Below are 24,759 nucleotides of genomic sequence, written 5' to 3'. Positions count from 1 at the left end.
TTTTCCTGCCGAAATGAGCCTACGTCGTTGTATTCTGCTCTTTTGATGTTGATCCGTTCAGATGATTGATCATCGCTTCAGCGATTTGTTGCTCTCCCATGATAATATAATCGGCTCCGCACCACGTCAGATGTGCAGTACTCGCATCGGAATGTGAGCGGGCGATGATTGTGAGGTTAGGGTTTGTCGTGCGTGCTTGCTGCGCGATGCTCCCGGCTTCGAACGCGCCGGGAATTGCGACTATCAGACGCCGCGCCGCCGGAAGATTGGCGGCATTGAGGACAAGACTGTTTGCGGCATTGCCAACACTTCCCTCGATTCTCCTGTCTCGGAGCGCTTCTATCAGATCATGCCTTTCGTCGATAACGAATATGGGCACGTTTCGCGCGTACAGCACTTCAGCCAGCAAGGAACCCACACGACCGCATCCGATGATGACTGTGTGATCGCGCAGTGATGTGTGCGCCGTGCCACGTTCCTCCATCGCAGGCTGCGGATCTGCCGCATTGGAAACGACCGTCGCCGTGGCATGACTAAATTTATCCAGAAGTAAGAAGCATAGCGGATTGATCAGAATTGAAATTATGGCACCGACCAGGATAAAATCCTGCCCTTCTTTGGGTAACAGACCAAGGCCGACACCGAGGGCAGCGACAATGAAGGAAAATTCTCCAATCTGGGCGAGACTTGCCGAAACAGTCAGCGCGGTTCTGCGGGGATAACCAAAAGCGATCACGATCATATAGGCGGCAATTGATTTGCCAAACACGATGATCCCAACCGTCGCCATGACGGGAATCGGATTTTCCGCGAGGACGGCGGGATCGAACAACATGCCAACCGAGACAAAGAATAACACTGCAAACGCATCCCGGAGCGGCAGTACATCTTTTGCAGCTCGATGACTGAGCGAGGATTCACTGAGGATCATTCCCGCGAAGAATGCGCCGAGTGCGAAGGAAACATCGAACAGTGTAGCGGCGGCGTAAGCCACACCCAGCGCGATCGCAATTACGGCCAGCCGGAATACGTCCCGTGCGCCTTCATGTGCGAGAACATGCAATATCCAGGGAATAAGACGCCGTCCGACGATCATCATCAACGCGACAAAGGTCGCGAGTTTACCGAGCGTGAGTGCCATGGTCAGCCAGACGTTTGGCAGTTGCTCGTCACCACCGTCTGCGCCGGATAGAAACCCTGCGAGTACCGGAAAAAGGACCATTGTCAGAACCATGGCGAGGTCTTCGACGATCAGCCATCCAACGGCGATGCGACCTTGCGTAGTTTCAAACAGGCCGCGCTCCTGAACGGCACGTAGAAGGACAACTGTGCTTGCCGTTGACAACGCGATACCGAACACGAAGCCAGAACTCCACGACCAACCCAACAACCAGCCAAGCCCGATACCTAGAAGTGTTGCTAGGGTGATCTGGACTATTGCACCTGGCACCGCGATCCCCTTGACCGACAGAAGGTCCTTCAATGAGAAATGCAGACCCACACCGAACATCAGAAAGATCACACCAATCTCAGCCAATTGCTGCGCAGCATCGACATTTCCGATGAACCATGGCGTGGCGGGCGACAGCACAATTCCAGCGGCCAGATATCCGACCAGCAGTGGGATCCTCATCCTGTGGGCGACATACCCCAGCACGAAAGCAAGGCCGATACTGACGACTATGGTGGTGGTCAGTGACAGCTGTTCAGACATGTCCATACCTGCCGCTGTCAGCAACGAAAGTCGGAGGGATTGTAAAGTCTGGAAGCATCTCCTGAGGATCGTCTTGGATAATTTTCAAGACTTCATCGGGGGACTGTGCTTGCCGAAGCCAGTCAGCGCTCGCCTCCTGGAGCGGCACAACCGGCTTACCTGTGCGAGGAAAGGCAGGAAATTGACATCATCACTTTTTGGCCAGATCAGGGTAAAAACAAGGTCGACTGCGACATCGTCCGGCGCGTCGAATTCGACCGGGCGTTTCAATCGGGCGAAGAAAACGATGGGGCAAGTTATAGCGTCAAGCAGCGCGTGGGGGATCGCAACACCATGACCGGCTCCGGTCGTGCCAAGCCGCTCACGGTCAAAAAGACTCTCGCGAATGATTTGCTCGCTGATTCCCGACTGACTCGCAATTCGCATTGCAATCTTGGAAACGACTGAACGTTTGCCTCTCGCGATCAAATCAAGCGCGATGTTTTCTACAGACATAAAGCTGCCAATGACCATGACCGCCTCCCTGCCGAACCGATAAGTATGGCTCAGCTCTTGCAGTCTCCGACAAGACTGCATTCACACAGAACTAAGTGGGGATTCCTGGATGTCCCGGACGCTAAGCCAGGGCTGAGGTCCGCGTCCGGGCTAAAGTCCCGCTTTGAGGCGCTGCGGCTCTCGAAGGAGTTGGATCTGGATATAAGACATATCCGCTACAGGCTATGTGAACGTTGTTATAAGTCAAGCTGCGGTAAATACGGAGGGAGACATTGAGTGACATTGAGAGGGGGCGGTATCCCCCAGCTTGACCCCGACGTCGCATTCGCGTTCAGTTTCGACGCCCGAGCGAAGCGCCGGAATATCTTGAGCGCCGACAATGTGCAGTTTTCATCCTGATGCCTTGATCCAGTTTGTCTCAGACAAATGTCTGCATGATGGGATTGCCAACAATTTCGGGGCATCGAACGGTAGCTCTACACGAGCGTGCAGGTCACTGGAAGCCGACAAAATGTGCCACGATCAAAGCGAGACAATTGAGTTTTTGAACCGTGCCGAAAGCTACGGCTTGGAAGGCGCTGTCGAGATGCTGGAAACCCACATATCCCTCATCTTTCTCATCGCGGACAGAGCGTTCAAACTGAAGCGTGCTGTCAAGTTTCCCTACGCCGATTTTTCAACGTCCGCATTGCGGATTTCCTATTGTTTGAAAGAGATCGAGCTCAACCGCAAAACAGCGCCCGAACTTTATTTAGGTGTTCGCCGCATTACCCGCGAACCTGGTGGAAAGCTGTGTTTTGATGGAACGAATGAAACGATTGATGCTGTCGTCGAGATGAAGCGGTTTCCTCAAGACCGTCTCTTCGACAAAATGGCTGAAGCAGGCCAGCTCGAGGCGTCTCTGATGGACACCACCGCTCGAGTGATCGCGCAATTCCATCAAAAGGTCGCTCCGGTCCACGCCAACAGCGGTTCAACCAACATCGAATCTGTACTCGATATCAACCAGCGTGGTTTTGCGACCAGTCACGTGTTTTCTGAAAGCGAAGTTCAAACGTTCCACCAAATGTTCCGGACGGCTCTGGAAGTGCATCGAAGACATCTGGACAGCCGCGAAACCGCCGGCATGATCAGACGCTGCCATGGAGACCTTCATCTGCGCAATATCTGTCTTACCGACGATGGACCCAGGCTCTTCGATTGCATAGAGTTCAACGATCAGATTGCGACAGTCGATGTGCTCTATGATCTGGCGTTCCTTTTGATGGACCTTTGGCATCGCAATCTGCGCGGCCATGCCAATCTTGTGATGAACCGATACTTAGACACAACAAATGACGACGACGGCACCGCCCTACTCCCCTTCTTCATGGCATTGCGTGCTGCTGTTCGTGCCCATGTCACCGCGAGTCAGACGAAGTTGAATGAGAACAAGTCCGACAGCCTCCGGCATTTGGCGCGTTCATACTTCAGTCTTGCGATCGATCTGCTGGAACCACCCTCACCGCACCTGATCGCGATTGGAGGATTGAGCGGATCGGGCAAGTCAACAATTGCAGAGGCGCTGGCCGCACATGCCGGATGCGCACCCGGTGCGCGAATTTTTGAAAGTGACCGCGTCCGCAAGGCGATGTTTGGTATACGACCAACCGAAAAACTTTCAGACGAAGCCTATCGCCCGGAGGTTTCCGACAATGTTTACGAACGTCTTTGCGACAAAGCGGGGGCCGTTCTGGCTTCGCAAGGGACTGTCATTGTTGATGCTGTGTTCGACAAGCCAGGAAACCGAACCTCGATCAAACGCGTCGCAAACACCCTTGGGTTACCTTTTGTCGGAATCTGGTTGGAGGGCGAGCATTCGATGTTGAAGTCACGCATTGCAGGTAGAAAGAACAGCGTGTCGGACGCGACCATTGAAGTGCTGGACGTCCAGGAGACGAAGGATCTCGGAGCAATCCGCTGGCGGCATATCGATGCTGGCCAATCAGTCGACGCTATTGTCGAGCTCGTTCGCAATGAAATAGAGGCCGTATCTAACGACGACCGTGGTGCGGATATGGTCAATTCCTTTGATGCAATAAAATTGCACTGAGACAAGGATTAATTTCGTTGGATTTGTTGTGAAGCTTGGCCGAGACTGTTGTTCGGCGTGGCCAGGTGCACGAGCGCGGCTTGCCGATTAGTGCGATGGGGAGAGGAGTTCCTCCATCGCCGTGCACGTCGCGTATCCTGGTCCCGCCACCATTTAACGGAGGCGATCATGCCGGTGCTTTCCCGACTCGACATCAACGCAATGCCTGCTCAAGCCATTGCGAAATACACAATCATCAGCGGATCTGATCCGGTATGCCACGCGGAGATTGAAGAGGTTTTGAAACAGCACCTCCGCCATGAGCTTGTGAAACAGGCCCAAAGACGGCTCCCGACGACGTACGGCCGTCTGGCCAAAATGGTTACTGTCTCCTCTCTCGGCGAGATCAGGATAATCGGTAAGTCCTTGGAACATCTGATGCAGGAAGACGTCTACCACGACCGTCCTCTCGTCGCGGCTCTCGCAGTCAGTTCCTTCGGACGTGGACTGCCAGCGTCATGGTTCTTCCGGAAAGCCAGGGATCTCGGGAAATTCGTCGGTCACTGTGAAGGCGTTGAGGCCTATGCCTTCCATACGACAGAGCTTCAGCGGGCGATTTCTTACTACTGGCTACCATATGCGCGCGGCCGCGAAGAAACGAGCTGCCAGTAAAACGGCAACCTATGACCACTGTCGCCGATAGAAGGGAGAAATAAAATCGTTAAGGCAAAGGCTGCGATGACAACCAAGATTGTCTCGGCGAAAACCGAAAGCACCTTCGGCGATGTCCGCGATTCAGGAACCCTGTCGGACAGGGGACGTTTGCGAAGAGAACCGCTCCAAGGGGCCGCCGACATGCAAAAGAAGAGCCTTCCGATCGTCCTTATCACCGGCAGCAGCGGTTTCCTTGGACAGGCGATAGCGCGAAGCCTGCTCCAGCGCTATCGTGTCATAGGTCTTGACGCGAGACGGCCTCGACAACCGACCGAGGGCATGGATACGCTGGATATCGACCTGACATCCGAAGCGAGCATCGTTGAGACAATGACGCAGGTTCGCGAGCGAGCAGGAAGTCGTATCGCCTCTGTCATCCACCTCGCCGCCTACTACGATACGACCGGTGAAGAACACCCGAAATATGACGCAGTGACCGTGCAGGGAACGCGGCGGCTGCTCGATGCGCTCAAGAAATTCGAAGTCGAACAGTTCGTGTTTTCGAGCACGCTTCTAGTGCATGCCCCCAGTCCCGGCAAAGGCGTGAAGATTAATGAGGGTTCACCGCTTGAGCCGCCGTGGGCTTACCCAAGATCCAAAGCTGAAACCGAGATGGTGATCCAGGAACGGCGCGGGGCGATCAAATCGGTCATTCTCCGTTTCGCGGGCGTTTATGATGAAGACTGCCGGGCAGCCTTCATCGCCCAGCAGATCGCCCGCATATTCGAACGCCTGCCGACAGCCTACCTCTTCACAGGCGATATCACCCACGGGCAGCCTTATGTACACCGCGACGACCTTGTGGACGCCGTGGTGCGGACCGTCGACCGCCGTGCCGAGCTTCCGGATGAGACAATCCTGCTGATTGGCGAGGAGAAGACGCCGTCTTATCAAGAGTTGCAGGAGCGCATCGGCGATCTTGTTCATGACGAACGTTGGCTCACCCTTTCCCTCCCTAAAGGCATCATGAAGCTCGGCTCATGGGTCCAGACCGAGGTGCTGGATCAAGACACGGATATCCGGCCCTGGATGGTGGAAAACTCGGACGACCACTACGAACTCGACATCTCGCGCGCCCGGACCCTGCTTGGGTGGACTCCGCGGCGCAACCTGATGGACACGTTGCCGGAAATGATCGCGCGCCTGAAGGCTGACCCGACCGACTGGTACGCCAGGAACAGGCTCGATCCGTCAGGGGTTGCCGCTTCCGGACCCGAACTCGACCAGGCGGAGGAGCGGTTACGCGGTCCGCTGGAGCGCACTATGGAGGAGGTCGATGCCGCGATCGACCGACATCGTGCGCTGACCCTGTGGGCCCCACTTACTAACGCCGCTCTCGGGCTTTGGCTGATCGTCTCGCCCTTCGCCTACGGCCTGTTTGATCCGGCTTTCGCACCCATCCCTCCGGCGCTTGGACTTGAGATTCCGCCGCCGGAAATCCGCAATGCGTGGCTGGGCGTCAGCGAAATCCTTTCCGGGCTGCTGATCCTTGTCTTCGCCCTCGCCGGAATGCCCCGGCGCCGGATGTGGCTGCAGTGGATCACGGCCATGGTCGGGATATGGGTGCTTTTCGCGCCGCTGGCATTCTGGACGACCAGCGCGGCCGCATATGCGGTGGATACGCTGATCGGCATGCTGGTGGTGGCGTTTGCCGTCATGATCCCGCCGACGCCAGGAGTGAGCCGCCGCGCGCTGGCAGCCGACGACGACCAGCCGCTCGGGTGGAGCTATTCACCTTCTTCGTTCACGCAGCGCATCCCGATCATCGCGCTGGCCTTTGTCGGCCTTTTCGTTTCACGTTATCTCGGCGCATTTCAGCTCGGCCACATCGACAGTCTGTGGGAACCGTTTTTTGGGTCGGGCCGAACATCGGCTAATAACGGTAGCGAGGCGGTGGTGACGTCCTGGCTCTCGAAAGGTTTCCCCGTCGCGGATGCCGGGCTCGGCGCTTTCGCCTATGCGCTCGATATCGTGGCAGGTGCGATAGGCGACCGCCGCCGCTGGCGCACCATGCCCTGGATGGTAGTGCTGTTCGGCCTTCTGATCATCCCGCTCGGCATCGTCAGCGTCAGTTTTATTATCATCCAGCCGCCGCTCATTGGAGCGCTGTGCACACTGTGTATCATTCAGGCCGCGGTTACAGTTGTGCTCGTGCCCTATTCGATCGACGAGGTGCTGGCAACATGCCAGTACCTCTACCGCGCCAACCGGGCGGGCGAGCCGTTCTGGCGGACCTTCTGGCAAGGCGGCCCGGCACTGTCAGAGAACCAGACCCCCGAACCCGACCTTGTCCGCTCCGCCACTGCGGTGCTGCGCGACTTCGTGACCGGCGGCGTCAATTTTCCCTGGACCCTCGTCACCTGTACGGCACTGGGCGCATTTCTGATGACCACGCCGCTGCTCGGGACCGAGCCCCCGCTCTATTTCAGCGACCATATTCTCGGCTGTCTCATAATCATGGTTTCTGTCACCGCGATGGCGGAAGTCGCGCGCCCGGTTCGCTTCCTGAACGTGGCGTTCGGCGTCTGGATAGCGGCCTCTCCGTTCGTCCTTGATGGTGCAACGGATGCCGGAACCGCGGGCGGTGTGGCAGTTGGTGTGTTGTTGATCGGGTTAAGCCTGCCGCGTGGCAAGCGCAGCCAGGAACACTATGGCGGCTGGGACAGGGTGATCGTTTGACAGCCGCCGCCCGGTTTGCAGGCGGCAGCTGCCAGCGGTTCGAAAATGGGTTCGATCCCCGAACAAGGAGATTTGCCATGAGCGAGACCAAAGAACTGACCTCCAAATTCCGCCGCGTACGCATGGTGCTGGCCAGAGAAAAAGGGTTTCCGGCAGGCGATCCGAACGAAGGTTATGACCTCTTGCTCCCGCTCGACGAGACCGGACGCCTCGATCCGGCAGAATGGAGAAACCATAAGCTTTTGTGCCGCGTCCGCCGCTTTCGGCCAAACCGTGAGGATCTGCACGGCCTGTTGCGCCGCAAGCCCGGTGGCCAGTGGTACATTGAATATAGAGATGGTGACGCTGATGACGAATTTGCTTTCCGCTGGAGCGGCGAACATTTCATTTGGGGCGAATACATCTCGATCCGCAGCAAAGAAACGATGCACACCTACCGAATTACCCTCGTTGAGAAGCCGTGACTATTGGCCTGGCCCGGGGACGAGCCGAACGACTCAGTCCCAATACGGAGGAACAGCTGTGTCCTATAAAACGATACTTGCCAATTTCAATTTTGATTTCAACGGTTCAGCTGCGGCGCTTATGGATTTTTCCGTCAATCTGGCCGGACATTTCAATGCGCACCTCGTTGGATTTTGCGCCGCCGACATCACAACTCCCGTGGGGACACCAGACGGCATCATGATTGACGGTGAAACGATGCGGCGCGAGCGGGAGGACGTCGAGACGCGCCTGACAAAATTGCATCATGAGTTCGACGCGTTTGCTGGAACAACAACCTCGCACGAATGGCGCGAAGCGGTTGTTAACCCGACCCGGCTTCTGATCGAAAGCGCACGCGTGGCTGATCTGATCGTAACGGGCAATAACAACAGTTCGGAATTAATCAGACCCAATCGTTCCATCAATCTTGGCGATCTTGTCCTGCAGGCAGGGCGACCAATTCTAGTGGCGACACAAAGTGCCAAACGCATCTTCGCAAGCCCAGCACTGGTTGCATGGAAGGACACACGTGAGGCCCGCCGGGCTGTCGCTGACGCACTTCCGTTATTGCTTCAGGCGAGCCAGGTCAGTGTCGTGACAATTAATCGTGATGCCGACATGCTCACGCAAGAGAGCATTGATGACGTTACAGCATTCTTGTTGCGGCATGGCATAAAGGCGCGCAGCGAAATCATCAAGGATAAGCATGAAAGCGAAAGCCTGATCAGTTTCGCCAGACAAGTTAATGCGGAACTCGTTGTATCTGGCGCATACGGCCACAGCAGATTGAAGGAACTAATTTTTGGTGGTGTCACCCGCTCATTGCTCAACGAAGATGGTTTCAGTCGATTCATGTCAAGTTGAATCGCATCAACATAGAAGATGTCGGCTGGATCTTGATGGTTTCAGCACAAAGCCTGGGCGAGGAGGTCAAAGCCGTAGCAAGGAACCTTAAAATGAACGTCCCGTTTTACACGATCGGCCACTCGACGCGAACAATTGCGCAATTCGTGCGTTTGCTTAGGTTGGCGCACGTTGATCTCATCGCAGATATCAGGACCGTTCCGCGTTCGCGAACCAATCCTCAATACAATGGGGATACGTTGCCGGAGAGCCTCGTCCCGTTTCAAATCGGTTATGAGTATATAGCCGAACTTGGCGGACTTCGTCCCAAATCGCATGAGGTGCCTCCCGAAACAAATGCCTATTGGATAAACGATAGTTTCCATAATTACGCGGACTATGCCTTGTCGGACGGGTTTCGGAACGGGCTAAGCAAACTTGTCGCTCTTGGGCGAGAAAGACGATGCGCGGTAATGTGCGCCGAGGTCGTCTGGTGGCGCTGCCATCGCAGAATCGTATCGGATTATCTTCTTGCTTCGGGCGAAACGGTCTTCCATCTCATGAGCGAAGACAGAATCGAGCCGGCAAGACTGACGCCCGGCGCGTTTATCCGAGACGGCGGCGTGCTCTATCCTGCTGTCTCAGAAAAGTGCGCCGCGGAAGACTGATCTCGGCAGCGGCTCGATCTCGCGATCGATGATCGCGGCGCGGTGCAGCTCAAGAACATCGCTGATCCGGTCCGGGTTTATTCGCTGCAAGTAGGCATCGCCGCTCAGGCGAAATCCGCGGCACCAGCGAAGACGCACGCGGCGGCAGGACCTTCGGCGTTGCCGCCCGTTCCTGATAATCCCTCCATCGCCGTACTTGCGTTCAACAACATGAGCGGCGATGCCGAACAGGAGTATTTCTCCGACGGCATAAGCGAAGACATTATTACGGACCTCTCGAGGCTGTCCGAGTTGCACGTGATCGCCCGCAACTCGTCTTTCGTATACAAGAAGGCAGCAGTCTCCGTCCCGGACGTGGCCAAGGCGCTTGGCGTCCGCTACGTGCTCGAGGGCAGCGTGCGCAAGGCGGGCAACCGGGTGCGTGTCACAGCCCAATTGATCGATTCAAGCAGCGGCGGACATGTCTGGGCCAACCGATTCGATCGCGACCTCACCGATATTTTCGCGGTTCAGGACGAAATTACGCAAGAGATCGTGGCTGCGCTCAGGCTCAAGCTGACGGTTAGCGAACAGGCTCAGCTAGCCCGTGATCGCGCGGTGAACGTCGAGGCGTACGAGTTCTTCTTGCGCAGTCGGGAACAGAGTTTGACTTGCACCCGAACCGGAAACATCGCGGCGCGCAATTTGGCAGGAGCGGCCATCGCCGTCGATCCAGGATTTGAGGCGGCCCACGCACTTATCGCCTTCACCCATGTACTCGACTACATCAACGCCTGGAGCACCGATCCTGAGCACTCACTACGGACGGGACTGGAGCTCGCACAGCAAGCCGTAGCGATGGACGAAGAACAGCCCGACGGTCACTTCGCGTTGGGCATGGCTTGCATGTGGAGCCGCGACCTGGACCGTGCGCGGGCGGAGGTGCAACGTGGCCTTGCGCTTTCGCCCAACTCAATCGACCTCCTCATGTTGATGGCCCATATCCAGATATTCTCGGGTGATCCAGCAGGTGCGCTCGAGACACTTGATGCTTCGATGCTGTTGGACCCGCACTACCCGGAAGTCCTGCTCCAATTTCTCGCCGATGCGCGCTTTTCCCTCGGCGATTATGAGCAAGCGATGATCGCGCTCGAGCAGCGGCTCGCACGAAATCCTCAGTCAGAGACCGCCCAGGCTCTGCTCGCGTCCTGTTATGGCCACCTCGGACGACCGGAGGAGAGCCGGCGGGCGTGGGAGCAAGCGCTCCAGCTGAATCCCGCCTTCTCTATCGAGCGCCGCCGCCGCGTCCTTCCCTTCCGGAATCCTGTGGACTTTGAGCACCGCGTTGAAGGACTCCGCAAGGCGGGACTGACAGTCTGACGCGCTCCGCGGCCGATGCCTTAATGAGAAGCGCGTGATATAGTTCACAAGCCCAATCCCGCACGGACAATTCCGCAGCAGGTGTTCGATTTTGCCGTCATCGGCTGAGCTCAGATCCAAACCAAATGATTAGATTGGGGATGACACTTCGCCGCCTTAAAGGTTTTGGATGCGGCGATCAGCCGTGAAAGCGTCGAGGATCTGTTTATGCCCACTGGCACGGTTAAGTTTTTCAATGGAGACAAAGGTTTTGGCTTCATCACACCCCAAAATGGAGGAGCTGACGTGTTCGTACACGTGTCTGCTTTGGAGGGCGGCAGCTCGCTGAGTGAAGGACAGAACTTGAGCTACGATATCGGTGAGGAGTTTCAACGAGTTAGCTTTGCACTTAATTTGAGAGCGTGCAGTTTTTTGAGAATTCTGCACCAAACGGCCGCTTCACACGTGAGATTCTGAGTTCACTGGAGTCTCACTTTTTAATGCCAAACTCGACTGAAACCACCGCATTCTTACATTGAAGTGCCGAGCGACACGCTCTTGACAAGTGCATTCCTGCCGCAGGCGCCTAGTTGGCAGACACTTGGCTGATGCCGGTATCGATCCAGGAACGCGTCCGTTCCAGCACTTCATCCGAAAGCGCCGGATCGTCAATCGCCCGTGCGAGGATCACTGCCCCTACCATTGCCGCAAAGCTTCCGATCGCCACCCGTCGTCTGTCTGCTGCATCCAACTCCGGGAGCGCCTTGCCGATACGGTCGATCTGCGAGCGAAGGCCTTCGGTCATGGCTGAGCGTGCAGCCGGGGTCTGATGGCGGATGGCCGCAGCAAGACCCGCCGTTGGGCAACCACCGGCGGCGTTGTCGCGATGCCGGGGCGAAAGATAGGCATCCACATACGCGTGCAAATCTTTCCCTCCGCCCTCGTCCGCAGCGAGGACGTGGGCAAGGGTGTGCGCGATCAAATCGTCCTTCGAACTGAAATGGCCATAGAAGCCGCCGTGGGTGAGCCCGGCGGCATTCATCACCTCCGCCACGCTGACCGCATCGAACCCCTTGTCGCGAAACAGCCGGCTGGCAACATCCAGAATCCGGCGGCGGTTCTCTGCCATCTGCTCTCGACTGACCTTCATTTCAAAATTCTCCGCTAGTTCCATTGACATTTACATGATGACTATCATATTTAGATGCAATTATGATACCCGTCATGATTATAGGTTCCATCAGAGAAAAGAGCAATGCCATGACCACCATTCCGTCAGTTCTCATCACCGGCGCCTCCACCGGCATCGGCGCCTCCTATGCCCAGCGCTTCGCGCGCCGCGGGCACGGCCTCGTGCTGGTTGCCCGTGACGTGGCACGAATGGAGGCTTTGGCCTCCCGTCTGCGTCAGGAACATGGCGTGGCGATCGACATCATCCAGGCTGATCTTACACAGCCTGCCGACCTTGCGACGGTAGAGACGAGACTGCGCGATGACGCCCGCATCGGGATCCTTGTCAACAATGCCGGAACGGCCATTGCCGGAAGCTTCATCGAGCAGAGCACCGATGTCGTCGCGCGGCTCGTTGCGCTCAACACGACAGCGCTTCTGCGGCTTGCCAGCGCCATCGCTCCGCGACTTGCAAAGGCCGGCGAAGGAGCAATCGTCAACATCGGCTCCGTTGTCGGCCTGGCTCCGGAGTTCGGCATGACGGTCTACGGCGCAACCAAGGCCTTCGTTCTGTTTCTGTCGCAGGGTCTCAGCCTCGAGCTCGCGCCGAAAGGAGTTTACGTACAGGCCGTGCTTCCCGCCACGACGCGAACCGAGATATGGGAGCACGTCGGCGCCGACGTCAACACGCTTTCCAACGTGATGGAGGTGGACGATCTGGTGGATGCGGCGCTGGTTGGGTTCGACCGCCGCGAACCGGTAACCATTCCCCCGCTTCCCGATGCCGGTCAGTGGGATGCGCTGGAGGCCGCGCGCCAGGCCATGCTTCCAAACTATGGGAATCAGCATCCCGCCGAGCGGTACCGCACCGTCGCCTGAGTACCAACGAGATCATTTCGATCAACGACCCGCTGCGGCGGGGACAAGCAAAGGTAAGTTATGACAAACAAAACGCTGTTTGAGCCCTATACTCTCGGCTCGCTAACTCTCTCAAATCGTATCGTCATGGCGCCCCTGACGCGCAATCGCGCTGGCCCGGGCTTCGTTCCAGGCGATCTCACCGCAGAGTATTACGGCCAGCGCGCGTCGGCCGGCCTGCTGATTTCGGAGGCGACGCAAATCTCGCAGCAGGGACAGGGATACCAGGACACGCCCGGCATCTATTCCCAGGCCCAGATCGAAGGCTGGCGCAAGGTCACGACCGCCGTGCACGCTAAGGGCGGGCGGATTTTCCTGCAGCTCTGGCATGTCGGCCGTGTCAGCCACATCGACCTTCAGGAAAACGGCGCTGCGCCGGTTGCGCCTTCGGCGATGCGGGCTGAAACCAAGACGTTCGTCAACGATGGCTTCGCTGATGTCTCGGAGCCGCGCGCACTCAAACTGCATGAGCTGCCGGGCATCGTGGACGGGTTCCGCAAAGCAGCTGCAAACGCCGTTGCGGCGGGCTTCGATGGCGTGGAAGTCCACGGCGCCAACGGCTACCTTCTAGACCAGTTTGCCAAGGATGGCGCCAACGTCCGGACGGACGCGTATGGCGGATCGATCGAGAACCGGGCCCGGCTGATGCTGGAGGTTACGGCTGCAGTGGTCGAGGAGATCGGCGCCGAGCGCACCGGAATCCGGATTTCGCCCGTCTCGCCCGCCAATGGCGTTTCGAGCAGTGACCCCCAGGCGCAGTTTGACTACATCGTCGATCAACTCGACGCCTTGGGCATCGTCTACATTCATGTCGTCGAGGGCGCCACGGGTGGACCGCGCGATGTCACGCCGTTCGACTTCGGCTCGCTCCGCCGCCGCTTCAGCAACACCTATATTGCCAATAACGGCTACAATCTCGAGCTTGCCACGTCGCACCTCATTGGCGGTCAGGCGGACCTGTTCGCCTTCGGCCGGCCCTTTATCGCCAATCCCGACCTGGTGGATCGACTGCAAACCGGCGCGCCGCTGGCACAGACCAATCCTGCCACGATCTATGGCGGTGGCGCCGCGGGCTATACCGACTATCCTGCCATCGCAGCCGCAAGTCGCCGCTGATCCCGCCGGGTGCCGCGCTTAGGCGCGGCCCCGCCCCTCATCGACACATTCTGCGATAGCGGCTCTCCAACCGGAGGCGGGTGTTGCCTGGAAACTGGAGAACAGATCATCTGAAAGCATTCATCCTCGATAATACAAAAGAACGGCGCCCTGCGTTTCGGCGACATGCCGGAGCCGACGTTGCGGGATGACGATGTTCTGATCGAGATCCACGCCGCTGGACTCAACCTTCTGAATTCCAAGACCGGGATGGAGAGTTCAAGCCCAACCGCGTGCATTTCGCCGCTCTGAAGCAATCTGTCAGCGAGGCACGCCGGGCGGAGTATTCAGGGGCAAGGTTGCCGCTACCCCGCGGGACCCGGGGTTTCGGGACTGGTCGCCGAACTTGACTATCTGCCTGAACAACGAAGGTGCGGTAGGACGTTGGCCGGATCGGCGCCATCCGCACAGACATTACGAATGGAGGGAGGAATGTTGGAGAATACCTATCGCAGTCAATGCGCTGCCGTGGTGCGTTGCACGAACGAAGCAGACTGATGAAAGCGTGGTCTTCGCCTTGGCGCTCGGCCATGGGATGCGTAGAAAATGTCATCAGGTAGAGAGCCCCGCGGAAAGTGTTGGCTTTTGTAGCGCACGGGATAAACTGACCAGATCATCGGGATGCCGTCACCCACGAGCATAGGCCGATATGGAGTTCACACGATGGCGATCAGCGATGCTCGGCGGGAGCAAGCATATCCAACACTCTCGGCTTTCCAAATTGGGATGGCTCGACGCTTCACGAGCGGTGAGCCGAGCCGCTTTGGCCCAGGCGACATCCTCTATGAAATCGGTACCCGCAACGTCCCTGCCTGGCTTATTCTAGAGGGCTCGGCCGATGCAATTCAGCGCGGCGCCGCTGGCAAGTCCTCCCTGATCGCCACCTATGGTCCCGGCCAGTTCACCGGCGAGACCAATCAGTTGTCCGGTCATGCAACCCTGGCATCGGTGGTCGCCGGCGAGAAGGGCGTAATTGCGCTACCCTTCGATGCGCCACATCTCCGCGCGCTAGTCATCGGGTCGGCGGATGTTGGTGAAGCGATCATGCGCGCCTACATCCTCCGTCGCGTCTCGCTGATCGAAGAAGGTCTGGCCGGCGGCGCAGGGTCGATTCTGGTTGGACGCCGGGATGCTCCCGACATCGTGAGGTTGTCTGGATTTCTCACCCGCAACGGCTATCCCCACGCCCTCATCGCCGCATGCGAGCTAGAGGGGCGCGAGCTGGTCGAACGCCTCGGCATCGCACCTGAAGATTTGCCGTTGATGATTTGTCCAAACGGCACATTGCTCAGAAATCCGAGCGACGCGGATGCTGCGTCATGTCTAGGCATCATGCCGGATCTCGATCCAAAGAATGTCTATGACGTGGCAGTCGTCGGCGCGGGACCGGCCGGACTGGCCACCGCTGTCTATGGGGCATCCGAGGGACTGTCTGTGCTGGTTCTCGATTTGCGGGCTTTCGGCGGACAGGCGGGAGCATCCGCCCGGATCGAAAATTATCTCGGCTTCCCCACTGGTATCTCCGGGCAGGCTCTTGCGGGCCGTGCCTTCAATCAGGCCACCAAATTCGGTGCCGAGCTCGCGATCCCGCTGACCGTCGGAAAGCTGTGCTGTCATGGACCTGAGTCGGAAGCTCCATTCTCACTCGAGCTCAGCAATGGATATACCGCACGAGCGCGTTCCATCGTGATCGCGTCGGGAGCGCGCTACCGTCGGCCTGATATCATCAATGTCGAAGAGCTGGAAGGGGCTGGCGTCTCCTACTGGGCATCGCCGATCGAGGCCCGCCTGTGCACCGGAGAGGAAATCACTCTCGTGGGCGGTGGAAACTCGGCCGGCCAAGCCGTCGCCTACCTCGCACCGCAGGTCAGGCACCTGCACCACGTGGTCCGACGACCGCTCGAGCAGACCATGTCACAGTATCTGATCGACCGGATCGCGGCATTGCCCAATGTCGAACTCCACGTGGGCAGCGAGATTGTGGGCTTGCATGGCGACCGAGATCGAGGTTTGACCGGGGCCACCTTCCGTAACGCCCGAACCGGCGAAACGGAGGAGTGTGCGTCGCGCCATCTCTTCCTGTTCATTGGCGCTGACCCCAATACCAACTGGCTTGACGGCTGTGTCGCGCTCGATGAAAAGGGTTTCGTTCTCACGGGGGACCGCATCGGTCATGGCGAGCGACTGCCGCTGGAAACGAGTTGCCCTGGCATCTTTGCCGTCGGAGACGCACGGGCCGGCTCCACCAAGCGGGTTGCGGCCGCGGTCGGTGAGGGCGCGGCCGTCATCGCGCAGATCCATTCTTTCTTGGTGCAAAATGTGGGAGGCACGTCGGCCCTGGCGCCTTCGCCTATCCCGGTTTAGGCAAGTGAGAAATGGCTTACCGATCGTCGAGCTAACACAGCAGATCCCGAGATGAAGCCTCGTCACAACGCAATCAGGTGCAGCGGACACGATGGCCGGTGAAAGCTCCGCAAACATCAGTAGGCATGAGAAAGCCACCGGAGAATCTCTTGCATACAAAGTGCCCTACTCCGCGGCCATTGCCCTCCGTGGTGCCAGTCCTTCAATCGTTTCCCCGTGGCTGTCTTCTTTCGTTGGCTTGATCCGGAACCACACCGCGTACAGAGCTGGAAGGAAGAGCAGGATCATCACGGTGCCCGCAGCCGTACCGCCAATCAACGTATAGGCCATCGATCCCCAGAACACCGAATGAGTTAAGGGTATGAAGGCGAGAATGGCAGCCAGTGCAGTCAGGATGACAGGGCGCGTCCGCTGCACCGTCGCTTCAATCACGGCGTGATAGTCATCGAGACCGGCAGCTTGATTTTCCTTGATTTGTTCTGTCAGGATCAACGTGTTGCGCATGAGGATACCTGCCAATCCGATCAATCCGAGAATGGCGTTGAAGCCGAAAGGCTGATTGAAGAGAAGCAACGTCGGGACCACCCCCGCAAGTCCGAGTGGCGCAGTCAACATGACCATCGTCATCGTTGACAGGCTGCGAACCTGGAGGATGATGACGATCAACATGGCTGCAATCATGGCCGGAAATATCTTGACGAGTGCGACATTGGCCTTGAGGGATTCCTCGATGTTGCCGCCCATTTCGATGCGGTAGCCGACGGGAAGCGATGCGATCAGTGGCTGTAGTGCCTTCATGACCTGCTGTGAGACCTCCGGGGGTTGCGCTCGCCTCGTTGATATCGGATCTTATCGTGATCACCGGCGTGCGGTCGCGGCGTTTCAGGATCGGCTCCTCAAACCGGATCTCGGAATGGCCGATCTGATCGAGTGGAACCTGGCGGCCATTCCTGCTCATCAGTGAAAAGTCGGCAAGCCGTGATGGATCGAGGCGGTTCTCGCCGGCGCTACGTGCGACAACGGGAACATTGCGGATGTTGTCGCGTACTTGGGTAACCGGGATGCCGCTGAGCAGCAACTGCATCTGCTGGGCTGCCTCAGAGGGTGAGAGACCGATCAGATTGAGCCGATCCTGGTCGGGGACGAACCGTAGCACCGGAGTTCGGTTGCCCCAATCCCGGTTGGCCTGCCGAACATCGGGCACACCTTTCATAATTGCCAAAGCTTGCTCGGAGATTTTGTAAAGTTCATCCGGATCCGGTCCCATGATCCGGAACTCGACAGGGAACGGCGTGTAGGGCCCGAAGACAAGCTGCGTTACGCGCACAGATGCCTCAGGAACAAGCCCCTCCGAGACGGCGGCTCGCAGACGATGCTTCAAAGCCTCGCGTGCGTGCGCATCGGGGGTAAGCACAACGACCTTGGCGAAGGCAGGGTCGGGCAATTCAGGTGCCATGGCAAAGAAGAAGCGGGGCGCGCCCTGCCCTACATAGCTGGTGACGATTTTTGTTTCCGGCTGCGCTTGCAGCCAACCTTCGACTTTCTCCACTGCGGCTGTCGTGGTTTCGATGCTTGTGCCTTCGGGCATGCGAACTTCGACCAGCACCTCGGGCCGATCCGATGTCGGGAAGAACTGCTGCTTTACACCTCCCATCCCGACGACCGAGGCGGCCATCGCGATGCCAACCACGGCGCAGGTCATGAATTTATGACGAACCGCGAACTCGATGAGGGAGCGCAGGCGACGATAATTCGGCGTATCATAGATGGCGTGATGTCCGCCCTCGACTGGTTTAATGTCGGGCAACATTTTTACCCCGAGGTACGGCGTGAAGATCACGGCAACAAACCATGAAACGATCAGCGCGAAGCCCACAACCCAGAAAATGTTGCCGGCGTATTCACCTGCAGTTGATCTTGCAAAGCCCACGGGCATCAGCCCGATGATTGTGACGAGAGTGCCGGACAGCATTGGCGCCGCCGTATGGCTCCACGCATAAGCGGCCGCCATGATGCGGTCCATGCCCTCCTCCATCTTCACCACCATCACCTCAATGGCGATGATGGCGTCGTCCACGAGAAGGCCCAGCGCAAGGATCAACGCGCCGAGCGTGATGCGATCAAAGAACCGGCCGGTTTCCAGCATAATGAGAAAGACAACGGCAAGCGTCAACGGCACGGCAAGCGCGACAACAATGCCGACGCGCCAGCCGAGGGCTACCAGGCTCACAAACAGCACGACGCCAAGCGCCATTGCGAACTTGAGCATGAATTCGCCAACCGCCTCTTCGATATTGACGGCCTGATCGCTGACTTTGGTAAGCGTCATGCCCAGCGGCAGTGTCTGCTCGATCGCGGCGGATCGCGCTTCAAGCGCCTTGCCGAGATCAAGACCATTCCAGCCCTGTTGCATTACGGCACCCAGCATGATTGTGGGCTCGCCCTCATGGCGGATGATGTAGGTCGCGGGATCCTCATAACCGCGCCGCACATCCGCTAAATCGGAGAGCTTTAGCGTCCGTCCAGCCGCTACGATCGGCGTATCGGCAATCGCCTGCACGCTGTTATAGGCTCCGTCGAAACGGATGAAGATCTGTGGCCCACGCGTATCGATGGAGCCAGCTGGCGTGACCGTATTCTGTCTTTGCAAAGCCGCGGCGATATCGGTGGCCGATATTCCAAGTGTTGCGAGCTTGGCATAGGAAAATTCGACGAATATCTGTTCGGGGCGCTCCCCGATAATGTTGATTTTCTTGACACCCGGAACATGCAGGAGATCCTGACGGATGACCTCCGCCTGTCGCACGAGGTCGCGCATCGGCATCCCCTTCGCCTTCAGGGCATAGAGGCCGAAGCTCACATCGGAATACTCATCGTTGACGAAGGGACCCATGACGCCTGGAGGGAGATTGCGGGCTTCGTCGCTAAGCTTCTTGCGCGCCTGATAGAACTCTTCGTCGACGGCGGCCGGCGGCATGCTATCCTTCAAAGTCACGGTGAGGAAGGCGTAGCCAGGCCGCGTTATCGTTTCGACACGATCATACCAGGTGAGTTCCTGGATGCGCTTCTCAAGTGGCTCAGCGACAAGATCCTGCATTTCACGCGCAGTGGCACCCGGCCAGACTGAAGTGACCGTCAGGGTCTTGATGGTGAAAGAAGGATCCTCGGCGCGTCCCAGTTTGACGAAGGCGTAGACGCCTGCAGCCGCCAACAGAACGATAAAGAATAAGGTAACGGCGCGTTCGCGAACGGCGAGAGCTGAGAGATTGAAGCTCATTATTCTGTCACCTCTTGCTGCGAGGCAATTCTGACGGCTGCGCCATTTTCCAGAAGATGTGACCCCAGAGCGACAATCTTCTCACCAATGCCAATACCGGTAATAAATGCCGTCTCCTCGCTGATCTGTTTAACTTCGACTGGCGTGAACTTCACGGTGGACGTGGCACCGTTGACAACCCAAACACCTGTTTGACTACCGTTGTCCAGGATGGCGCCCACCGGAACAGCGACCTCCGACTGCCTGTGCGCGTCCAGGATTTTAATCGTCACCGTCGAACCGAGCGGGGCAGAGGCGGCGGCGCCATCGAGAACGTAGCGCGCCTCGTAAGTACGGGTTTGCGGATCGGCGGCATCGGAGATCTGTCGCAAACGGGCCTTTCCGCTGAGACCGTCGCCTCCGTAGACACTTGCCAGCGCTTCGGATCCTATATCGGGCCGCAAAGTCTCAGGTAGCCAAACAACGGCTTCACGCGGACCAGCCTGCGCGAGTTGAACGACCGTCTGGCCCGCTGCCACGACCTGCCCGGGGTCTCCAAGCGTCTCGACGACTGTTCCATCCGAATCTGCAAGAAGAACCGTATAGGTGGCTGCGTTTTCTGCCACCTTGGCGTCAGCTTCAGCCGCGGCAAGCTGGGCCGAGGCCGTGTCGAGGGCGGCTTTCGCCTGTTCATATCGCTGTGGGGTCGCAGCCAAGCCATTCTTCACCAGCGCCGCATAGCGTTTCTCATCTGCTTGCACCTGGATCAGGACAGCCCGCGCTGCGATGACCGCATTGCGCTTTGCTGTAAGCGCGAGTTGGAGATCGGTTTCATCGATGCGCATCAGGGCCTGGCCTTGTCTCACCTGCTGACCCACATCGACCATCCGCTGGACGATCTTACCCGGAACCCGAAACCCGAGATTGCTCTGTACTCGCGAAGCGACATTCCCGGTAAACGACCGCTCCGCCGTTCCGGTCTTTTTCGCCTCGGCCACTCTTACGAGCGGTGCAACCGTCCTCGGATCTGCGGCTTCGGCTTTCCGTTCAGTGGTTTCGGAAACGAGGAAAATGCCGGCGGCCATCGCCACTCCCAGGAGACCCACAACAGTCAGGACGTATTTGCGTTTCATTTTACATTCTCTACTTGACGAGCGATCTGCACAAATTAGATTGTGATCTAAATCTAACTACGCTATAGATGTCAAATGAAATCTAACAGGAGGTCGAAATGAGAGTGAGCCGCGTACAAGCTGAGGAAAATCGGGAAACGGTGATCAACGTCGCGAGCCGTCTGTTTCGAGAGCACGGCTTCGATGGTATTGGCCTCAAGGATCTGATGAAGGGTGCCGGCTTTACTCAGGGCGCGTTCTATAAGCAGTTCGAATCCAAAGCTGATCTTGCCGCACAAGCATCAAGGCGCGCGATGGAAAGCGCCACACGCAGATGGTTGACAGCAGCCGCGACCAGCTGCAATCCCCTCGAAGCAGTCATGGAGTTCTACCTCTCACCGGGACATCTTGGAGAAAAGGCCGACGGTTGCCCTTTGGCGGCGTTGGGATCGGACGCTGCGCGGCAAAGTGAAGAGGTGAGGCGGCCATTTGAGGATGGGATCCGAGCTCACTTTGAGATCCTGGATGAGCTGATGGACGACGCCAAGAGCTCGAGCTCCAGTCCCAGCGGCAAGGCAATGGCGATACTCTCCCTTATGGTGGGTGCCGTCACGCTCTCGCGGATTCTGGAAGACGAGAATTTGTCGCAAAGCATCCTCGGCGCAGCCGCTGTCCAAGTCAGGCGTATTGCAAGTGGTGAAGGTGTCCCCTGAAGCGACCGCTGTCGGCCAATGGCCACCGCAAGGTTGGTTTATCTGGCCAGGCCATGAGCTCGACAAATGACACCCGCCCGAATGTGCGGGCGGATAGTGCTCTCCGTACGCCTGAACAAACCTGCTTATGTCGAGAACAAGCACTGGCCGCATCGCCGGCCAGAAAGTCGGGTCGTGCGTAATTTTAAACGAGAAGACAGATTGGACCGTGTTCCCGGAAGTGCCGCCTCGGGTCGAGTACGAAATAACTGAAAAAGCACGCGGACCTCGGCCCCACGTTGGAGGCTTTGACGGCTTGGTGAAACGAATACGGAAAGAGCGTGCCGGCAAAGCCGAGCTCGCGCGGGCGGAAGGCTAAGAGCGGCTAGACTGTCCGAACACCCGTGGCGGGGATTTGCTGGACTTTCAGATCTGCGCCATCAATCTTTGGGATCCGGTCCGGAAAACATCGGTTATGGGCGACAGAACGGGGACAAATTGTTCTTCGACAATTCCACCGACTTTGCGTCAATTGGATCCGCGTTGAACCTCATCCGCAGTCGCGGATTGGAGGCCAAGCTCTATAATTTTCCGCTCTGCACGGTGTCTCCAGAATACAGAGAACTGGCGCCATCGACGATTTCCGATTGGAAACGTGCCTATCCCGATATGTGCGAACCTCGCAGCATGAAGGCGGAATGCAGCGGTTTCTTCGAATGGCACCCGCACAACAACCAGTCGTTCCGCGGCCCCTTCGCGGTAACACCGACAAGTTCAAGGAGATCGTCCAGGAAGTCCAATTCGCCATGACCGCGTTTGGATATTACCAGGGACCCCATTGATGGCGTCCTCGGTAATGACTCGCGCGCAAGCTTACGCAAATTGCAAGAAGACTACGGCTTGAAGGTAACGGGAACGATCACGCCACAAACTCTAGACGCTCTTAAAATCGTGGCGCGTTGAAAGAGTCGGCCAACAAGACACACCTTCTCAAGTGGACGGTCCCTCGCCTTGAAAGGATACGAACCGTGAGCCCACCATTTATGATGGTAGATTAATAGGACTTGAGCTTCGACGCTCCGGGTAAGAAATTTGCCATGCCACGTCAGTGAACGCACTGCATAGAAATGCTGCAACCGGCATCGATTTTATCACCAAATGGTGCTATTTTCCGCGCTTCAATTAGGGAGCTACATCATGCGATCGACTATTAACCTCGACGACACGCTTATGGAGAAGGCTAGGTTGTTGACCGGTACAAATGAAACTGCGGCCCTAGTGCGCCAGGCGTTGGAAACGCTTGTCCGTGTGGAGTCTGGAAAGCGCCTCATCGCGCTCGGAGGAACTATGCCCGATGCCGAGGCAGCTCCGCGCCGCCGGAGCGCAGCGGCCAAGTGATACTCGCGGACACCTCGATCTGGATTGATCATTTTCGTCGTGTTGATGCGGAGCTGCGCAGGATTATTGAAGACGACCTCCTACTTTGCCACCCAGCCGTGTTCGGTGAGCTGGCGCTTGGCAGCCTTGGGGCTCGCGGCAGCGTGATGGCTTTTCTGGCGGCGCAGCGCGCGGCGGTCGCCGCCACGCACGACGAAGTCATGACAATGATCAATCGCCACAGTCTTTTCAGCATCGGCATTGGCTACACCGATGCTCACTTGCTGGCATCCGTCCTTCTTGACCAGCGAGCGACCTTATGGACCAGAGACAAGCGCCTAAGAGCAGCGGCCGAAAAGGCAGGCGCTTCACTGCACCTACCCGTAAATCGTCCCAACTAAAATTGCCAAACCAAAACCCTTATTCCAAACGCCCCAGTAGCAGGCATCGGCCCGGCGTGATTGGAATGACCGATTTGGGGCCGAATCCGGCCATTTGTTGCACGTGCTGCCAACGACTGGAATGAGGGCGCAAAGCATGTGTAATCGGGCGGTCCCACCAGGGACGAGCTCCCACTACTATCCCGGCTTGGCCGAGATGAAGGGAGATGACGATGTTTTATGCTGCTTTGGACGTGTCACTGCGCTCAGTGGCGATCTGCATTATTGACCAGGATGGGAAGGTTCGGCTCGAGCGATCCGTCCCATCCGACGTGCCGGACTTGGTTCGCTGCCTGCGCGAGTTTGGCGAACCGATCCATCAGACAGGGCTGGAAGCTGGCACGCTCACTCAACATCTGACCTACGGACTGAAAGAAGCGGGGTTCGACGTCGTGTGCATGGAGGCTCGGCAGGTCAATGCCGCTCTTTCGGCCATGCGCAACAAGACCGACAAAAGCGACGCTCGCGGCATCGCCCAACTGCTGCGATCGGGTTGGTATAGTCGGGTGCATGTAAAGAGCGTCGAAAGCCATTACATCCGTGCACTGCTCACCAGCCGCAAGGTCATGCAGCGGAAATGCATCGACCTTGAAAACGAAATCCGCGGGCTTCTGAAGGTCGTCGGCGTCAAACTGCCGATGCGTCTGCGGGGTGGTGCGTTCGATGCGGCCGTCCGAGACACGATCCGAAAGCGATCCCGCACTTAGCCATGCGCTCCTACCGATGTTGCAGGCCAGGCAGATGCTCCTGGAAACCTTTCTTGAACTCGATCGACGTGTCCGAAGAGCGGCGCACCAAGACGCCGTCACTACGCGGTTCATGAGTGTTCCAGGTGTCGGATACGTGACGGCTTTGAGCTTCAAGGCCGCAGTTGACGATCCCACCCGCTTCAAAAGCTCGCGCACTGTCGGCGCTCACTTCGGGCTGACGCCGCGACGCTTCCAGTCCGGCGAGAAGGACAATCCCGGCCGGATCCCATGCCGGCGACGCCGACGTGCGAGCGACGCTCTATGCAGCCGCCAACGCGATGCTGATGCGGTCGATTGCCTGGAGCAGCCTGAAGGCATGGGGCGTGCGGCTGATGAAGATCAAGGGACGGCGGCGAGCCATTGTCGCTGTCGCCCGCAAGATTGCCGTCGTGCTTCATCGGATGTGGATCGACGGCACAGAGTTCCGGTTCGGATCGGAGGCATCTGCATGATTTGACAGAGCCTTCGAACTCGATCCTGGCCGGATCGTCCCACGCGGACGACGGGATGGATGAAGC

General features: G+C 57.8%; 20 protein-coding genes and 5 pseudogenes. 20 read left to right on the top strand and 5 right to left on the bottom strand.

From position 1 onward, the window contains the following. Nucleotides 1–19: 19 nt before the first annotated feature. Both ybaL and N8E89_RS29505 read right to left on the bottom strand, forming a co-directional pair. Nucleotides 20–1,714, bottom strand: coding sequence for a cation:proton antiporter domain-containing protein (ybaL, locus tag N8E89_RS23045; RefSeq protein WP_262262134.1), 1,695 nt, complete (start codon nucleotides 1,712–1,714; stop codon nucleotides 20–22). Nucleotides 1,715–1,798: 84 nt separating this feature from the next. Continuing rightward, on the bottom strand, nucleotides 1,799–2,209 hold the full coding sequence (locus N8E89_RS29505; RefSeq protein WP_410010457.1) for a PTS sugar transporter subunit IIA: 411 nt from the start codon (nucleotides 2,207–2,209) through the stop codon (nucleotides 1,799–1,801). Nucleotides 2,210–2,720: 511 nt separating this feature from the next. Between N8E89_RS29505 and N8E89_RS23035 the strand changes: the two genes are divergently transcribed. The 8 genes and pseudogenes from N8E89_RS23035 to N8E89_RS23000 all read left to right on the top strand — a co-directional run bounded on the left by N8E89_RS23035 (nucleotide 2,721) and on the right by N8E89_RS23000 (nucleotide 11,485). Beyond that, nucleotides 2,721–4,301: a bifunctional aminoglycoside phosphotransferase/ATP-binding protein gene (locus N8E89_RS23035; RefSeq protein WP_262262132.1), complete on the top strand. Its 1,581-nt coding sequence runs from the start codon at nucleotides 2,721–2,723 to the stop codon at nucleotides 4,299–4,301. Nucleotides 4,302–4,469: 168 nt separating this feature from the next. After that, on the top strand, nucleotides 4,470–4,952 hold the full coding sequence (locus N8E89_RS23030; protein WP_262262130.1) for a hypothetical protein: 483 nt from the start codon (nucleotides 4,470–4,472) through the stop codon (nucleotides 4,950–4,952). A gap of 183 nt (nucleotides 4,953–5,135) precedes the next feature. After that, nucleotides 5,136–7,673: an NAD-dependent epimerase/dehydratase family protein gene (locus N8E89_RS23025; protein WP_262263302.1), complete on the top strand. Its 2,538-nt coding sequence runs from the start codon at nucleotides 5,136–5,138 to the stop codon at nucleotides 7,671–7,673. A 77-nt stretch (nucleotides 7,674–7,750) separates the two neighbouring features. Next, on the top strand, nucleotides 7,751–8,137 hold the full coding sequence (locus N8E89_RS23020) for a hypothetical protein (protein WP_262262129.1): 387 nt from the start codon (nucleotides 7,751–7,753) through the stop codon (nucleotides 8,135–8,137). Next, complete coding sequence (locus N8E89_RS23015; RefSeq protein WP_262263301.1) at nucleotides 8,019–9,023, top strand: universal stress protein; 1,005 nt, start codon at nucleotides 8,019–8,021, stop codon at nucleotides 9,021–9,023. The genes N8E89_RS23020 and N8E89_RS23015 overlap by 119 nt, the downstream gene beginning before the upstream one ends. Before the next feature lie 92 nt (nucleotides 9,024–9,115). After that, nucleotides 9,116–9,670, top strand: a complete 555-nt coding sequence (locus N8E89_RS23010; RefSeq protein WP_262262128.1) for a DUF488 domain-containing protein — start codon at nucleotides 9,116–9,118, stop codon at nucleotides 9,668–9,670. A gap of 3 nt (nucleotides 9,671–9,673) precedes the next feature. Beyond that, nucleotides 9,674–11,029, top strand: a pseudogene (locus tag N8E89_RS23005) (tetratricopeptide repeat protein); the annotation flags it as partial. 207 nt (nucleotides 11,030–11,236) lie between these two features. Then, nucleotides 11,237–11,485, top strand: coding sequence for a cold-shock protein (locus N8E89_RS23000; RefSeq protein ID WP_262262126.1), 249 nt, complete (start codon nucleotides 11,237–11,239; stop codon nucleotides 11,483–11,485). A 109-nt stretch (nucleotides 11,486–11,594) separates the two neighbouring features. On the opposite strand, the gene N8E89_RS22995 is transcribed toward N8E89_RS23000, so the two are convergent. Next, the gene (locus N8E89_RS22995; RefSeq protein WP_262262125.1) at nucleotides 11,595–12,158 is read right to left on the bottom strand and encodes a TetR/AcrR family transcriptional regulator; all 564 of its coding nucleotides are present in this window, start codon (nucleotides 12,156–12,158) and stop codon (nucleotides 11,595–11,597) included. A 110-nt stretch (nucleotides 12,159–12,268) separates the two neighbouring features. Between N8E89_RS22995 and N8E89_RS22990 the strand changes: the two genes are divergently transcribed. The 4 genes and pseudogenes from N8E89_RS22990 to N8E89_RS22975 all read left to right on the top strand — a co-directional run bounded on the left by N8E89_RS22990 (nucleotide 12,269) and on the right by N8E89_RS22975 (nucleotide 16,615). Continuing rightward, nucleotides 12,269–13,057, top strand: coding sequence for an SDR family NAD(P)-dependent oxidoreductase (locus tag N8E89_RS22990; RefSeq protein ID WP_262262123.1), 789 nt, complete (start codon nucleotides 12,269–12,271; stop codon nucleotides 13,055–13,057). A gap of 60 nt (nucleotides 13,058–13,117) precedes the next feature. Then, nucleotides 13,118–14,212 (top strand): alkene reductase, encoded by a 1,095-nt coding sequence (locus N8E89_RS22985; RefSeq protein WP_262262122.1) that lies wholly within the window; start codon nucleotides 13,118–13,120, stop codon nucleotides 14,210–14,212. Nucleotides 14,213–14,322: 110 nt separating this feature from the next. Next, nucleotides 14,323–14,475, top strand: a pseudogene (locus N8E89_RS22980) (NADP-dependent oxidoreductase); the annotation flags it as partial. Nucleotides 14,476–14,914: 439 nt separating this feature from the next. Then, on the top strand, nucleotides 14,915–16,615 hold the full coding sequence (locus N8E89_RS22975; RefSeq protein WP_262262120.1) for an FAD-dependent oxidoreductase: 1,701 nt from the start codon (nucleotides 14,915–14,917) through the stop codon (nucleotides 16,613–16,615). Between the two features lie 165 nt (nucleotides 16,616–16,780). Here the strand turns inward: N8E89_RS22975 and N8E89_RS22970 are convergent. Then, nucleotides 16,781–19,892: pseudogene (locus N8E89_RS22970) on the bottom strand (efflux RND transporter permease subunit). Beyond that, nucleotides 19,892–21,004, bottom strand: coding sequence for an efflux RND transporter periplasmic adaptor subunit (locus N8E89_RS22965; RefSeq protein WP_262262119.1), 1,113 nt, complete (start codon nucleotides 21,002–21,004; stop codon nucleotides 19,892–19,894). Before N8E89_RS22965 ends, N8E89_RS22970 begins: the two are co-directional and overlap by 1 nt. Before the next feature lie 98 nt (nucleotides 21,005–21,102). On the opposite strand from N8E89_RS22965, the gene N8E89_RS22960 reads away from it, so the two are divergent. The 8 genes and pseudogenes from N8E89_RS22960 to N8E89_RS29085 all read left to right on the top strand — a co-directional run bounded on the left by N8E89_RS22960 (nucleotide 21,103) and on the right by N8E89_RS29085 (nucleotide 24,693). Continuing rightward, nucleotides 21,103–21,696 (top strand): TetR/AcrR family transcriptional regulator, encoded by a 594-nt coding sequence (locus N8E89_RS22960; RefSeq protein ID WP_262262118.1) that lies wholly within the window; start codon nucleotides 21,103–21,105, stop codon nucleotides 21,694–21,696. A 205-nt stretch (nucleotides 21,697–21,901) separates the two neighbouring features. After that, nucleotides 21,902–22,064: pseudogene (locus N8E89_RS22955) on the top strand (winged helix-turn-helix transcriptional regulator); the annotation flags it as partial. A gap of 427 nt (nucleotides 22,065–22,491) precedes the next feature. Beyond that, on the top strand, nucleotides 22,492–22,638 hold the full coding sequence (locus N8E89_RS29500; RefSeq protein ID WP_410010398.1) for a peptidoglycan-binding domain-containing protein: 147 nt from the start codon (nucleotides 22,492–22,494) through the stop codon (nucleotides 22,636–22,638). Between the two features lie 234 nt (nucleotides 22,639–22,872). Continuing rightward, a complete protein-coding gene (locus N8E89_RS22950; RefSeq protein ID WP_262262117.1) occupies nucleotides 22,873–23,073 on the top strand; it encodes a type II toxin-antitoxin system VapB family antitoxin in 201 nt (66 codons plus the stop codon). Continuing rightward, a complete protein-coding gene (locus N8E89_RS22945; protein WP_262262116.1) occupies nucleotides 23,070–23,453 on the top strand; it encodes a type II toxin-antitoxin system VapC family toxin in 384 nt (127 codons plus the stop codon). The genes N8E89_RS22950 and N8E89_RS22945 overlap by 4 nt, the downstream gene beginning before the upstream one ends. 212 nt (nucleotides 23,454–23,665) lie before the next feature. Then, entirely contained in the window at nucleotides 23,666–24,199 is a 534-nt protein-coding gene (locus tag N8E89_RS29095) for an IS110 family transposase (RefSeq protein ID WP_315975696.1), read from the top strand. After that, nucleotides 24,156–24,446, top strand: a pseudogene (locus tag N8E89_RS29090) (transposase); the annotation flags it as partial. The gene N8E89_RS29095 and the pseudogene N8E89_RS29090, both read left to right, overlap by 44 nt. A gap of 40 nt (nucleotides 24,447–24,486) precedes the next feature. Next, nucleotides 24,487–24,693, top strand: coding sequence for a hypothetical protein (locus N8E89_RS29085; protein WP_315975748.1), 207 nt, complete (start codon nucleotides 24,487–24,489; stop codon nucleotides 24,691–24,693). The last annotated feature ends 66 nt before the right edge of the window (nucleotides 24,694–24,759 follow it).

It is taken from the genome of Phyllobacterium sp. A18/5-2 (genome assembly GCF_025452215.1).
Lineage (GTDB): Bacteria > Pseudomonadota > Alphaproteobacteria > Rhizobiales > Rhizobiaceae > Phyllobacterium > Phyllobacterium sophorae.
This window is presented reverse-complemented; position numbering and strand designations above follow the sequence as displayed.

What these genes read in the sequence shown, in the direction of transcription:
- ybaL (WP_262262134.1), bottom strand. Translation starts at nt 1,714, where the DNA reads ATGTCTGAACAGCTGTCACTGACCACCACCATAGTCGTCAGTATCGGC.
- N8E89_RS29505 (WP_410010457.1), bottom strand. Translation starts at nt 2,209, where the DNA reads ATGTCTGTAGAAAACATCGCGCTTGATTTGATCGCGAGAGGCAAACGT.
- N8E89_RS23035 (WP_262262132.1), top strand. Translation starts at nt 2,721, where the DNA reads ATGTGCCACGATCAAAGCGAGACAATTGAGTTTTTGAACCGTGCCGAA.
- N8E89_RS23030 (WP_262262130.1), top strand. Translation starts at nt 4,470, where the DNA reads ATGCCGGTGCTTTCCCGACTCGACATCAACGCAATGCCTGCTCAAGCC.
- N8E89_RS23025 (WP_262263302.1), top strand. Translation starts at nt 5,136, where the DNA reads ATGCAAAAGAAGAGCCTTCCGATCGTCCTTATCACCGGCAGCAGCGGT.
- N8E89_RS23020 (WP_262262129.1), top strand. Translation starts at nt 7,751, where the DNA reads ATGAGCGAGACCAAAGAACTGACCTCCAAATTCCGCCGCGTACGCATG.
- N8E89_RS23010 (WP_262262128.1), top strand. Translation starts at nt 9,116, where the DNA reads ATGAACGTCCCGTTTTACACGATCGGCCACTCGACGCGAACAATTGCG.
- N8E89_RS23000 (WP_262262126.1), top strand. Translation starts at nt 11,237, where the DNA reads ATGCCCACTGGCACGGTTAAGTTTTTCAATGGAGACAAAGGTTTTGGC.
- N8E89_RS22995 (WP_262262125.1), bottom strand. Translation starts at nt 12,158, where the DNA reads ATGAAGGTCAGTCGAGAGCAGATGGCAGAGAACCGCCGCCGGATTCTG.
- N8E89_RS22990 (WP_262262123.1), top strand. Translation starts at nt 12,269, where the DNA reads ATGACCACCATTCCGTCAGTTCTCATCACCGGCGCCTCCACCGGCATC.
- N8E89_RS22985 (WP_262262122.1), top strand. Translation starts at nt 13,118, where the DNA reads ATGACAAACAAAACGCTGTTTGAGCCCTATACTCTCGGCTCGCTAACT.
- N8E89_RS22975 (WP_262262120.1), top strand. Translation starts at nt 14,915, where the DNA reads ATGGCGATCAGCGATGCTCGGCGGGAGCAAGCATATCCAACACTCTCG.
- N8E89_RS22965 (WP_262262119.1), bottom strand. Translation starts at nt 21,004, where the DNA reads ATGAAACGCAAATACGTCCTGACTGTTGTGGGTCTCCTGGGAGTGGCG.
- N8E89_RS22960 (WP_262262118.1), top strand. Translation starts at nt 21,103, where the DNA reads ATGAGAGTGAGCCGCGTACAAGCTGAGGAAAATCGGGAAACGGTGATC.
- N8E89_RS22950 (WP_262262117.1), top strand. Translation starts at nt 22,873, where the DNA reads ATGCGATCGACTATTAACCTCGACGACACGCTTATGGAGAAGGCTAGG.
- N8E89_RS29095 (WP_315975696.1), top strand. Translation starts at nt 23,666, where the DNA reads ATGTTTTATGCTGCTTTGGACGTGTCACTGCGCTCAGTGGCGATCTGC.